13 protein-coding genes and 1 tRNA gene are annotated in these 11,642 nt (G+C 68.5%); 6 read left to right on the forward strand and 8 right to left on the reverse strand.

What is annotated here, in order from left to right; all coding sequences use genetic code 11:
- Both Q1K33_RS13215 and Q1K33_RS13220 read right to left on the reverse strand, forming a co-directional pair.
- Complete coding sequence (locus Q1K33_RS13215; protein ID WP_300404684.1) at positions 1 to 270, reverse strand: hypothetical protein; 270 nt, start codon at positions 268 to 270, stop codon at positions 1 to 3.
- A 51-nt stretch (positions 271 to 321) separates the two neighbouring features.
- Positions 322 to 2,046, reverse strand: coding sequence for a sodium:solute symporter family protein (locus tag Q1K33_RS13220; protein ID WP_300404709.1), 1,725 nt, complete (start codon positions 2,044 to 2,046; stop codon positions 322 to 324).
- Positions 2,047 to 2,183: 137 nt separating this feature from the next.
- On the opposite strand from Q1K33_RS13220, the gene Q1K33_RS13225 reads away from it, so the two are divergent.
- On the forward strand, positions 2,184 to 3,002 hold the full coding sequence (locus Q1K33_RS13225; RefSeq protein WP_300404686.1) for an SGNH/GDSL hydrolase family protein: 819 nt from the start codon (positions 2,184 to 2,186) through the stop codon (positions 3,000 to 3,002).
- Here the strand turns inward: Q1K33_RS13225 and Q1K33_RS13230 are convergent.
- Positions 2,980 to 3,660: a DUF2993 domain-containing protein gene (locus tag Q1K33_RS13230; protein ID WP_300404687.1), complete on the reverse strand. Its 681-nt coding sequence runs from the start codon at positions 3,658 to 3,660 to the stop codon at positions 2,980 to 2,982. The genes Q1K33_RS13225 and Q1K33_RS13230 overlap by 23 nt on opposite strands.
- 73 nt (positions 3,661 to 3,733) lie before the next feature.
- Between Q1K33_RS13230 and Q1K33_RS13235 the strand changes: the two genes are divergently transcribed.
- Positions 3,734 to 3,809 (forward strand) — tRNA-Gly (locus Q1K33_RS13235).
- A gap of 14 nt (positions 3,810 to 3,823) precedes the next feature.
- Here Q1K33_RS13235 and Q1K33_RS13240 read toward each other — a convergent pair.
- From Q1K33_RS13240 to Q1K33_RS13250, 3 genes are all read right to left on the reverse strand, one after another.
- Positions 3,824 to 4,006, reverse strand: a complete 183-nt coding sequence (locus Q1K33_RS13240; protein WP_300404689.1) for a hypothetical protein — start codon at positions 4,004 to 4,006, stop codon at positions 3,824 to 3,826.
- A 91-nt stretch (positions 4,007 to 4,097) separates the two neighbouring features.
- Positions 4,098 to 4,631, reverse strand: coding sequence for a hypothetical protein (locus Q1K33_RS13245; protein WP_300404691.1), 534 nt, complete (start codon positions 4,629 to 4,631; stop codon positions 4,098 to 4,100).
- A 95-nt stretch (positions 4,632 to 4,726) separates the two neighbouring features.
- Positions 4,727 to 5,662: an ECF transporter S component gene (locus Q1K33_RS13250; RefSeq protein ID WP_300404693.1), complete on the reverse strand. Its 936-nt coding sequence runs from the start codon at positions 5,660 to 5,662 to the stop codon at positions 4,727 to 4,729.
- Between the two features lie 146 nt (positions 5,663 to 5,808).
- Between Q1K33_RS13250 and Q1K33_RS13255 the strand changes: the two genes are divergently transcribed.
- Both Q1K33_RS13255 and Q1K33_RS13260 read left to right on the forward strand, forming a co-directional pair.
- On the forward strand, positions 5,809 to 6,666 hold the full coding sequence (locus Q1K33_RS13255) for a CAP domain-containing protein (RefSeq protein ID WP_300404695.1): 858 nt from the start codon (positions 5,809 to 5,811) through the stop codon (positions 6,664 to 6,666).
- A gap of 226 nt (positions 6,667 to 6,892) precedes the next feature.
- Complete coding sequence (locus tag Q1K33_RS13260) at positions 6,893 to 7,552, forward strand: DUF2461 domain-containing protein (RefSeq protein WP_300404697.1); 660 nt, start codon at positions 6,893 to 6,895, stop codon at positions 7,550 to 7,552.
- A 25-nt stretch (positions 7,553 to 7,577) separates the two neighbouring features.
- On the opposite strand, the gene Q1K33_RS13265 is transcribed toward Q1K33_RS13260, so the two are convergent.
- Entirely contained in the window at positions 7,578 to 8,036 is a 459-nt protein-coding gene (locus Q1K33_RS13265; protein WP_300404699.1) for a nuclear transport factor 2 family protein, read from the reverse strand.
- 135 nt (positions 8,037 to 8,171) lie between these two features.
- Between Q1K33_RS13265 and Q1K33_RS13270 the strand changes: the two genes are divergently transcribed.
- Entirely contained in the window at positions 8,172 to 9,038 is an 867-nt protein-coding gene (locus Q1K33_RS13270; RefSeq protein WP_300404701.1) for a hypothetical protein, read from the forward strand.
- A gap of 34 nt (positions 9,039 to 9,072) precedes the next feature.
- Here the strand turns inward: Q1K33_RS13270 and Q1K33_RS13275 are convergent, their stop codons facing one another.
- Positions 9,073 to 9,531, reverse strand: coding sequence for an Rrf2 family transcriptional regulator (locus tag Q1K33_RS13275; protein ID WP_300404703.1), 459 nt, complete (start codon positions 9,529 to 9,531; stop codon positions 9,073 to 9,075).
- Between the two features lie 189 nt (positions 9,532 to 9,720).
- Here Q1K33_RS13275 and Q1K33_RS13280 point away from each other — a divergent pair, with 189 nt between their 5' ends.
- Positions 9,721 to 11,595 (forward strand): acyl-CoA dehydrogenase, encoded by a 1,875-nt coding sequence (locus Q1K33_RS13280; RefSeq protein ID WP_300404705.1) that lies wholly within the window; start codon positions 9,721 to 9,723, stop codon positions 11,593 to 11,595.
- The last annotated feature ends 47 nt before the right edge of the window (positions 11,596 to 11,642 follow it).

The following is an 11,642-nucleotide window of genomic DNA, read 5'->3' on the forward strand; positions in this document are numbered from 1 at the left end:
CTATCCGTCGTGGGACGCATCCTCCTGGGACGTCGACTCCTCGGGCACCCGCACGGGACGCCACCTGGCCCAGACGACGAAGGCGGCACCCACGACCAGCAGCGCCAGCCCCGCCCAGAGGTTGGCGTTGACCCCCTCGCTGTTCTCGCCGCCCTCGTCGCCGTAGACGAGGCGGGTGACGAGCAGGATCACGCCGTACAGGGAGAGCAGCACGCCGATCACGTTGCGGATGTCGAAGGCGCCGGCGGTGTGCGGACGAGCCTCACTCATCTCGGTCTCCTCTGGGTCGTGTGCGGGTCGAGCAGGTAGAGTCATCGGGGCTCAGAAGGCGAAGTTCAACGCGACCACGAGGGCCAGGGCGATGCTGGCCAGGGGCAGGGTCCGTTGGTACCACGGCAGGCTCGCCTCGTCGGCGTCGACGAGGTCCTCCCGCGGCGTCTCGGAGTAGACGAGGCCGCGCAGCTCGGACGCCGGCTTGGGCGTGGTCAGCAACGACACGACCACGCTCAGGACGATGTCGACCACGAACGCGGCTCCGGCGGCCACGAACGAGGCGCCCTGGCCCGAGATGCCGATCACGCCGAGGCTCGCGGAGCCGAAGGCGTCCTCGCTGAGGAACGCGACGAGGACCGCCGAGAGCGTGCCGGCGACCAGCCCCACCCAGCCGGCGGTCGCGGTCATCCGCTTCCAGAACATCCCGAGGATGAAGGTGGCGAACAGCGGGGCGTTGAAGAAGCCGAACAGGGTCTGCAGGTAGTCCATGATGTTGGAGAAGTTGGTGGCCAGCTGCGCGGTGCCGATGGCGATCAAGGCGGCCGCCACCGTCGCGATCCGGCCGACCTTCAGGTAGTAGTCGTCACTCCGGTCCCGCACGACGTACCGCTCCCAGAGGTCGTAGGAGAGCACAGTGTTGAACGCCGAGATGTTGGCCGCCATCCCGGCCATGAACGCCGCCAGCAGGCCGGCGATCGCGATGCCGAGGAGTCCGTTGGGCAGCAGGTCGCGCATCAGGTAGATGAGGGAGTCGTTGTAGTCCACCGTCCCCCCGGCGCCGCCGGTCACCTCGTCGCCCGCCTTGGTCCCGGCGATCTCGGTCACCGCCACCGCGGCGATCATGCCGGGCAGGATCGTGATGAAGGGGATGAAGATCTTGGGGAACGAGCCGATGACGGGCGTCTTGCGCGCCGCCGAGATGGAGTGGGTGGCCATCGCCCGCTGCACCTCGACGAAGTTCGTGGTCCAGTAGCCGAACGACAGCACGAACCCGAGCCCGAGCACGATCCCGAGCACGGAGAGGAAGTCCGAGCCGAAGCCGGTCAGCGCGTTGCCCGGCCACGAGCTCAGCTGGTCCGAGGCAGGAGCCGCCTCGCCGGTGCCGGCGTTGGCGGTGATCTGCTCCTTGAGCCCACCCCAGCCGCCCACCTGGTGCAGCCCGAGAAGGGTCAGCGGGAGGAGCGCCGCCACGATCACGAAGAACTGCAGCACCTCGTTGTAGATCGCCGCGCTGAGGCCGCCGAGCGTGATGTAGGAGAGCACGATCACGGCGGCCACGACGAGGGCGACGGTCAGGTTCCAACCCAGCAGCGCCCGGATGATCGTGCCGAGCAGGTAGAGGTTGATGCCCGCGATCAGCAGCTGGGCGACGGCGAAGGAGAGCGAGTTGACCAGGTGCGCGCCGGTGCCGAAGCGACGGAACATGAACTCGGGGACCGAGCGCACCTTCGAGCCGTAGTAGAAGGGCATCATCACGACGCCGAGGAAGAGCATCGCGGGGACGGCGCCGATCCAGAAGTAGTGCACGGCCGGCAGCCCGAACTCCGCACCGTTGGCCGACATCCCCATGATCTCGACGGCCCCCAGGTTGGCCGAGATGAACGCCAGGCCCGTCACCCACGCCGGCAGGGAGCGCCCCGAGAGGAAGAAGTCCATCGAGTCCGAGACCTGGCGTCGCGCCAACAGCCCGATCCCGAGGACGAAGGCGAAGTAGAGCCCGATGATCAGGTAGTCGACGACGTCGGCGTCGATGATCGTGCCCGCCAGGGGCAGGAGGTGGACACTCATCGACGGGCCTTTCCGAGAGGGACGATGGCGGCCCGACCGATGTTGATCGGGTCAACGACCTGCCACATCACCCCTGAGGACCCCTTGGCTGATGCGGTCACCCGGCCGGGGAAGATGGCGTCATGCCCGGCGTCCCGATCTACTCCCGCTTCGTCGCCCTCGGCGACTCGTTCACCGAGGGTCTCGGCGACCCCGATCCCCGGCGCCCCAACGGCGTTCGCGGATGGGCCGACCGGGTGGCCGAGGTGCTCGGCTCCCAGGCCTCGACCGCCGAGAGGGAGTTCGGCTACGCCAACTTCGCGATCCGCGGCCGCAAGCTGTGCGGGGTGCTCGCCGAGCAGCTCGAGCCCGCGATCGCGCTCGACCCCGACCTGGTGACCATCTACGTCGGCGCCAACGACATCATGCGCCCGAGCGTCGACCTGGACACCCTGGCCGAGCAGTACGACGCTGCTCTGGCGCGGCTGGCCGCGACCGGCGCCCGGCTGCTCGTGTGGACCGCCTTCGATCCCGGCGGCAGCGCGACGTACCGGCTGCTGCGTGGCCGGTTCGCCGTCTACAACGAGCTGGTCCGCGAGAGCGCGGACCGGCACGGCGCGACGATCGTCGACTACTGGCGGCTGCGGGAGTACCGCGACTGGCGACTGTGGGACGAGGACCGGATGCACATGGGCCCGGCCGGCCACCAACGGATGGCGATCGAGGTGCTCGACACCCTCGGCGTCGAGCACGACCTGGAGCCGCTGCCCCTGCGTGAGCTGACGACCCCGACGCGGGTCGAGTCCCTGCGCACGAACGCCGAGTGGCTGCGCACCTCGGCCGCCCCCTGGGTGCACCGACGGCTGACCGGCCGGTCATCGGGCGACGGGCTGCGCCCGCGCTACGCGACGTACACGCGACTGGACGCCGGGGATGACGTCACGACGGCGACACGTACCTGAGGTCGGAGCCACTCAGCGACAGGTGCACGCCGTCGCGCTCGACCCCGACGTCGTCGAGCTCCACGTCGAAGGGGATGCCCTGCAGCGGCACCGCCACGCCCAGCAGCTCGTCCAGCGCCTCGGTCACGACCCCGGCCGCGTCGGCAGCGCCGTTGACAGAGAACTCGCTGAGGCTCAGGGCACCGTCGACGATCGTCGGGGCCACCGTGATCGACGGCTCGACGTCGGTGCCGAGCACCGTGAAGGTCCTGCTCACCCGCAGCTGCCCGTCGCCTGCCGAGGAGAGGTCGACGCCGAGCAGGTCACCCAGGTCGGCGAACGAGATCACCGCATCCGCGCGGGCACGGCCCACGTCGATGCGGGAGAAGTCCCGCGTCGTCTCGACGTCGCTGAGCACGAGGTCCAGGCGCGCCAGGCTCAAGCCGGCGCCGGTCCCCAGGGGCAGCTCGCGCACGGCGACCTCGATCCGGTCGTAGCGCCCGGAGACCAGCTGGTCGAGGAAGGGGAACCCGGCGATGTCCACGTCGGGCCGCTCGCTGAGCCCCTGCGAGTCCTGCAGCGACGACCCGGCGACCCGCTCGGCGACGTACACCCCGCCGCGATCGAGTCCGAGTGCCAGCAGCGCCAGGACGACGAGGGCCACCAGCAGCTTCTTCATGGGGCCGATCCTCCCAGGAGCACCCCAAACGGGTAGCATGCTCCACGGCTGACCGGGAGACCGGGAAGTCCGTGCGGATGTAGCTCAGCTGGTAGAGCGCGACCTTCCCAAGGTCGATGTCGCGAGTTCGAATCTCGTCATCCGCTCCATGCGTCGTCCCGGCTCACCGCCGGCGTCCGGCTTCCCCGCGCTGGGCGGTCTCGCTGTAGCCGCTGCCGAAGCTCCCGTCGTTGCCGAGGTAGCCGCGCTCGGGCTCCTCGTCGCGCGCATAGAAGCGATTGAGGCACAGGATCACGACGAGTCCGATGACGACAGGGGTCGCCAACAAGAGGACGAAGGCAGTCATGTGGGGAAGACCTTCCGAGAGGTGGGGAGCTAAAGAGCAGTCTGCCACCGATACCCCGGGGTGGAAATGCCCGCGGAGCTGCCGGGACCTCTCAGCGAGCCTTCACCCGGTAGCCCGCCTTGCCCTTGGTCACCCGAAGCTTGAAGATCCGGCTGACGCTCGTGACGGGGTACTTCTTGCCCTGCTTGAGCTGCTTGCCGTACTCCACGATCCGCACCTTCCAGAGCCCGGTCTGGAAGGAGCCCGTCTCGCTGGCGTTGTACCAGAGGAGCTTCTTGCCGTCCCGCGTCACGTCGGTCAGGTTGAACTGCCCGCTTCCGGAGTTCTTGTCGTCGTGGACAGGCGTCTTCGACCTGTAGACCTGGCCGTCCGGCGTCTCCGCGACCCATCCGTAGAGCTCGTGGGAGTGGTCGTGACCCTCGTGCTTGAACTTCGACGGGGACGAGTCGCGGAGATTCAGGTTGAGGTAAAGGAATCCACCACCGCCAGGCTCGACGGATGCGCCCTTGAGCGTGATGCCACCGGGAGCCTTGGTCGGCTTCGCGGTCGACGCTGCAGGTGCGCACACGGCGCTTGCGGACAGGGCGAGGCTGAGAGTCGCAGCCGTCAGGATTCGTTTCGTCATGCCGGTGAGTATCGGCATCGATCGCAGTGTCTGGTCCGTTCCGAACTGTCCGAAGTTGTCCGAGATGCGTCCACGAGCCCCGCGACGGGACGCACTCAGTCGCGCGGCTGCGCGATCGGGAGCGCGTTCTGGAACTTCCTGGACAGGAAGGCGATGCAGACCAGCGCCACGAAGCCGCTGAGCAGCTTGTCCGCCGTGGAGGTCGTAAGGTTCCCGAAGCCTACCGAGGCCTGGATGCTGTACCCCAGGTTCTGGAAGTTCGCCACGATCGCGTCGTGGCCGAAGCGCAGCTCGTCGCCCAGCAGGGACAAGACGATGGGTACCGCGACGAGGGAGCAGAGCGCGGCCACTCCGAGGTTGAGGAGGAAGAAGCGGGCGATCGTCCTCCCGAGCGCGAATCGCCGTACGCCGTACCCCCAGGCCAGCGCCCCGGTGACGTTGACCAGCGCGAACATCAGCGAGGCGTCGGGATCCATGACGTGGCCGAGGTAGTTGGTGAGCAGCCCCACCAGCGCTCCCCGCCACGGCCCCAGGGCGATGGCGGCGATCGCCGTACCCACCATGTCCAGGTAGATGGGCAGGTCCAGCCCGTCGGTGAACAGCCTGCCGAGTAGATTGATGCCCACCGCGACGAGTATCAGCGTCGCTGCCTGCCACCCCTGGATCGGCGCGACCTCCTCCGCTCGGGTCTCGACTGGGGCCTCCGGTTCGGCGACCTCGACGTCCGGTGCCGGACGCGTGCATCGCTCGAACCATTCGTCGACCAGCTCCGGGCCAGCCCCGAGAGCGAGGCTGATCTCCTTCAGCAGGCCGAGGTTGGGTCGTGGCTTGCCGGGCCTCAGCACCTCGTACACCGTCGAGCGGGCGACCCGAGCCGCAAAGGGATCGGCTCCGTTCCTCTGCCGCTCCTCGGCAACACGACGGGCCATCTCCTCGTAGGAGGGATTGCCCACGCGTTCGCGGTACTCCTGGATCGCCTCCTTGAGGCCGTCCCAGCGTTGCGTCCCAGTCTCGGCAGTCGGGGCACCCATGAACCGACTCACTTTCGTCGCTGCGTGCGCCCTGGGGGGTCAGGACGACACCGCAGGCTAGTACGGCGACCCGTCTCCGCGTTCGAGTTCTGTCCGAGTAACCGCGAAGGCACCTCGACGCGCGATCCCGGTGGTTGAGTTCGTGCGTGCGCTCCTCCGGTCCCTCCCGCCTCCTGCCCCTCCTGCTCGCCGTGGTCCTCGGTGCTGCCCCAGCCCTCGTCCCGTCGCCCACCCAGGCTGCCGTGCGGCCGACGGTCACCATCAGGGTGTCGGACGACAGGGTCACGGAGGGCGCCCGCCTGATCTTCTCCGGCAAGGTGACGAGGAAGTCGGTGGGCGGCCGGGTGCTGCTGCAAGCGCACACCAGCGGCGGGTGGAGCAAGGTCGCGCGCTCACGGGTCACCACGAGCAAGACCTACCGCCTCGCCACCACCGCCGAGACCCAGCGCACCGTCTACCGAGCAGTCTTCCGGGGCACCAGGACCGTGGCCAAGCAGCGTTCGGCGCCCGTCCTCGTGGCCGTGGAAGCGGCACCGTCGACCGACCCACCCGTCGAACCCCCAACGGACCCGCCGACCGACCCACCCACCGAACCCCCGACGGACCCACCGACCGATCCGGTCATGACGGTGAGCGAGGCACAGGCCCTCATCCTGCAGGACACGAATGACTTCCGCGTCGCGAACGGGAAGCCGCCACTCCTGCTGATGCCCGAGCTCACCGCCATCGCCCAAGGCTGGAGCGAGCACATGGCCGAGACCGACACCTATGAGCACAATCCCGGCTACTTCGTGGACTATCCCCCGGGCTGGACCCAGGGGGCAGAGAACATTGCCGCCTTCCACAAACCCCAGGATGTGGTCCAGGTGTGGATCGACAGTGGTCTCCATCGAGACAACCTGCTGGGCGACTACACCCACATCGGCATCGGCTACGGCTATGACACGACCAGCACCTGGACCCGGTACTACACCCAGAACTTCGCCCGGTACGAGCACCCATGAGAGATCGGACAAGCGTGAACAGACTTCTTGCCAAGGTCTCTGTCGCCACAGGACGCTCCATGAAGGTCCGGCCCCGCTACCGCGGCTACAGGATCGTCCTCGTCGCCAAGGCCTCCGCTCCTGGACACCGCCCGCGGGCCAAGCACGTCAGCTTCGGAGTTGCCCGCGGCTAGGGTGCCCCAGGTACGTGCACGCTGGCCGCACGTCGGCCAGGCACACTGGCCTCGTGACCTTCGAAGGCTTTCCCGTCGCCGCGCTCGACTTCTACGACGACCTCGAGGTCGACAACACCAAGTCCTTCTGGGAGGCCCACAAGGACGTCTACGCCGAGTCGGTGAAGGCCCCGATGCAGGCGCTGTGCGCCGCCTTGGAGCCGGAGTTCGGCGCGGCCAAGATCTTCCGGCCCTACCGCGACGTCCGGTTCGCGAAGGACAAGACCCCCTACAAGACCCACCAGGGCGCCTTCGTCGCGGCCGGACCGTCGATGGGGTGGTACGTCGAGCTGTCACCGCGCGGGGTACGCGTCGGGGCGGGCTTCTACGAGGCGGCCGGCGAACGGCTCGCCGCGATCCGCGACGCCATCGATGACGACAAGACCGGTCCCGCGCTGCGTCGCGCGCTCGCCCGCCTCGAGAAGGACGGCTTCGAGATCGGCGGCGCCCAGCTCAAGACCTCGCCTCGCGGCTACGACGCCGACCATCCGCGGATCGCGCTGCTGCGGCACAAGCAGATTATCGCCGGCAAGCCCTACGGCTTCGAGAAGGTCATCCACACCCCCGAGGTCCTGGAGATGATCCGCGCCGACTGGCGCACCCTCAAGCCGCTGGTGATCTGGCTGACCCGTGCGGTGGACGGCGTACCCGGGCCCGCCACACCGCGGCGCTGAGCCGCTCAGCACGACCGTGGGGGGCTCAGGAGGGGGCGGCTGTGAAGCTGGCCATCGTGCGCTCCGGCTCCCAGAACGCCTTCATCGAGGCGACGGTGCCGTCCTCGTGGATCACGTAGACCATGATCAGGTCGGTGACCGTGTAGCTGCCGTCGGGAAACGACGTCCTGATCCGGCCGACGTTGGCGCACGTGTTGCTGCCGGGGTTGGCGAACGACTCGTTGATCTCGAACTCGAAGGTCGCGATCGGCGCGATCGCCTTCTCCCAGAAGGCCGAGATCCCCGCGTGGCCGTGGTGTCCCTTGCCCTCGGGGTCGAACATCGACGGACCCACGGGGTCCTCCAGGACAGCGTCCTCGGCGTAGACCGTCAACCACTCCGCGAGGTCGCCCTTGGCGACCGCGGAGTAGGAGCGCTGCGAGGCCGCCCGGGCCGGGTGGTCGTCGTTGGGCGCGTTCCAGGTGATGGCGTCGGACGTGATCATGGCGTGATAGTAGAACAGGTTCTAGCTTTGCGACACGCCTCGCTCCCCGGGCGACACTGCGTCGGCGGTCCGCCGACACACCGTGTTCACCACCCGATCACCCCCCGCTCACGAGGTCGCGTCACCGTGGTGGCCATGGCCAAGAAGCGCAAGGCGTTCATCCACGTCGGCCTCGACGACGGGTCCGGCGACATCATCGACGCGGCGCTGGAGCGGCACACCCGAGCACTCGCCGAGCTGGGCGTGTGCCGTCCGGCGACCTCGGGCGAGGAGATGTTCCGCGCAGCCCTCGAGATCCTGCGCAACCACCAGGACTGGGGCTACCAGCGTGCCGAGGTCGAGGGCGCCTGGACCGGCATCGTCCGTCGCGGCCTCAAGGGCCGCGACACCCTCGTCTTCAGTCAGCCCCTGCTCGCCGCCGCACGTTCCGAGCAGATCGCGCTGCTGCTCGACGCCCTCGGCGGATTCGAGGTGCACGTCGTGATCACCGCTCACGCCCCGGACGCCTGGACCGTGCCCGGCGAACCGCGTCACGACCTGGGCTCGGTGCTCGAGTCCTGGGGCCAGTCGGTGAAGAAGCCGGAGCGGTTGCACGTCGTGGTCGCCGCCGACGCGCGCGCGACCTGGAAGTCCTTCGGGCGCGTGGTCGGCTTCGGCACCTCGTCCCTCAGGATCGACGACGTCCCCGTCCCCGCCAAGCCGCGGCCACCCCACCTCGCCCTCGCCTCCCGCGTGGCCGTGCTCCGCGCCCTGGGAGAGTCGTGGGTGGAGCTGCTCGCCAGCACCGAGTACGACGTCGTCGGCGACGCCGGCGCGCTCGTGCCGGCTGAGGACGCCGTCGACGAGCCGGAGGTCGTGGTGAGCGTCGCCGAGCACGCACTCAACGACGCCCTGGCCGAGATCGAGCGCCTGACGCGACGCAACGAGTCCCTCGAGCTCAAGGTCGGCGCCCTGGAGAAGAAGCGCAAGAAGCTCAAGCGCAAGCTGTCCTCGGTCGCCTGACGACGACGGGAGCAGAGCGCGGTCAGGGCCCCGGTCAGTGCGACTGCCAGGCGTCCTCGTCGGCGGTCAGCGACGTGATCGCCGACGGCAGCTCGCCGTCGGCGAGCTGCTGGATCGAGACCTGCTCGAAGACCTCGCGCAACGAGCGCCGCGCCGCGATCCACACGTGCTGCAGGACGTCCGCGGAGTCGTTGTAGCTCACCGCCTCGGGGCGCAGTCCGTAGACGGAGACGAGCGGGCCGTCGACGGCCCGGATCACGTCGGCGACCGAGACCTCGATCGCCGGACGTCCCATCCGCCAGCCGCCGGACTGGCCGCGCTGGCTCATCACCACGCCCGATCGGCGCAGGTCGGCCAGGATCGCCTGGAGGAACCCGTGGGGGATCTCCTGCAGCCGCCCCAGCTCCTCGGCGCTGACCGCCTTGCCGTCCGCCCGGCCCGCCATCTCGATGAGCGCCCGCAGCGCGTAGTCGGACTTGGCGGAGACACGCATGAGGCCATTCTGACAGATATCTCCACCTGGTCACTCGACGTACTCCCATTCAGGGCTCCGCCCGAGCGCGACGAAGGTGAGACATCACAGTGGCGAGTTCTTGCGCGGACCCAAGACCGCTCCTATCATTAAGTTACTGATCGGTAATGATGGCGCCTCATGCGCCGACGACGAGAGAGCGGTTGAGCAGTGAGCCACTACAAGACCAACCTGCGGGACATCGAGTTCAACCTCTTCGAGGTGCTCGGTCGTGACGAGGTCCTGGGCACCGGCCCGTTCGGCGAGATCGACAGCGAGACGGCGCGCGCCATCCTCGGCGAGGTCGAGCGCCTCTCCCGCGAGGACCTGGCCGCCTCCTACGAGGACAGCGACCGCAACCCGCCCGTCTTCGATCCCGCGACCCACACCGCACCCATCGGCGAGTCCTTCGCCAAGAGCTACCAGGCCTGGATGGACTCCGAGTACTGGCGCCTGCAGATCAGCGAGGAGCTCGGCGGCACCCCTGCCCCCTCCAGCCTGGTCTGGGCCCTGGGCGAGATGGTGCTCGGCGCCAACGCCCCCGTCTGGATGTACGCCGCGGGTCCGGCCTTCGCCGGGGTCGTGCACCGTAACGGCAACGACCGCGACAAGCGCATCGCCCAGCTCATGGTCGAGCGTCAGTGGGGCGCCACGATGGTGCTCACCGAGCCTGACGCCGGATCCGACGTGGGCGCCGGTCGCACCAAGGCCACGCTCAACGACGACGGCTCGTGGAACATCGAGGGCGTCAAGCGCTTCATCACCTCGGCCGAGCACGACATGAGCGAGAACATCATGCACCTCGTGCTGGCCCGCCCGGTGGGCGTCGAGGGTGCCGGCGGCCCTGGCACCAAGGGCCTGAGTCTCTTCCTGGTGCCCAAGATCCACTTCGACCACGAGACCGGCGAGCTGACCGGCGAGCGCAACGGCGCCTACGTCACCAACGTCGAGCACAAGATGGGGATCAAGGTCTCCAACACGTGCGAGGTCACTTTCGGCGACGCCTCCGTCGGCGGCGGCGAGCCCGCGAAGGGCTGGCTGCTCGGCGAGGTCCACGACGGCATCGCCCAGATGTTCCAGGTGATCGAGAACGCCCGGATGATGGTCGGCTCCAAGGCCATCGCCACCCTGTCGACCGGCTACCTCAACGCCCTCGACTACGCCAAGCAGCGCGAGCAGGGCGCCGACCTCACCCAGTCCGGCGACAAGACCGCTCCCCGCGTGACGATCACCCACCACCCCGACGTCCGTCGCTCGCTGATGGTGCAGAAGTCGTTCTCCGAGGCGATGCGCGCGCTGGTGCTCTACACCGCCACCTGGCAGGACAAGATCCAGCTCGCCGAGCACGCCGGCGACGATCTGGACGCCGAGGAGCTCAAGACCTTCAACGCCGTCAACGACCTGCTCCTGCCGATCGTCAAGGGCTACGGCTCGGAGCGCTCCTGGGTGCTGCTCGGCACCGAGTCGCTGCAGACGTTCGGCGGCTCCGGCTTCCTGCAGGAGTACCCGATCGAGCAGTACGTCCGCGACGCCAAGATCGACACCCTCTACGAGGGCACGACCGCGATCCAGGGCCAGGACTTCTTCTTCCGCAAGATCGTCAAGGACCAGGGCAAGGCGCTCGGCGTCATCGCCGCCGAGATCCAGTCGTTCATCGACTCCGGGGCCGGCAACGGTCGACTCAAGAACGAGCGCCAGCTCCTCGCGACGGCCCTCGACGACGCCAACGCCATGGTCGGCCACATGATCAACGACCTGATGTCGGCCCAGGACGAGATCCGCAACATCTACAAGGTCGGGCTCAACACCAGCCGCCTGCTGATGGCGCTCGGCGACGTCGTGTGCGCGTGGCTGCTGCTGCGCCAGGCCGAGGTCGCGCTGGAGAAGCTCGGCGGGGATGCAGGCAAGGACCAGGCCTTCTACGAGGGCAAGGTCGCGGCCGCGCAGTTCTTCGCCCAGTACAACCTGCCGAAGATCAGCGCCGAGCGCGCGATCGCGGAGGCGACCGACCTGTCGCTGATGGACCTCGACGAGGCCTCCTTCTGATCCGCGCCTGACTGACTGAGGTACGTCGGCCCGCCACCCGCCAGGGT

Source organism: Nocardioides sp. (assembly GCF_029937575.1).
In the GTDB taxonomy this organism is placed as follows: domain Bacteria; phylum Actinomycetota; class Actinomycetes; order Propionibacteriales; family Nocardioidaceae; genus Nocardioides.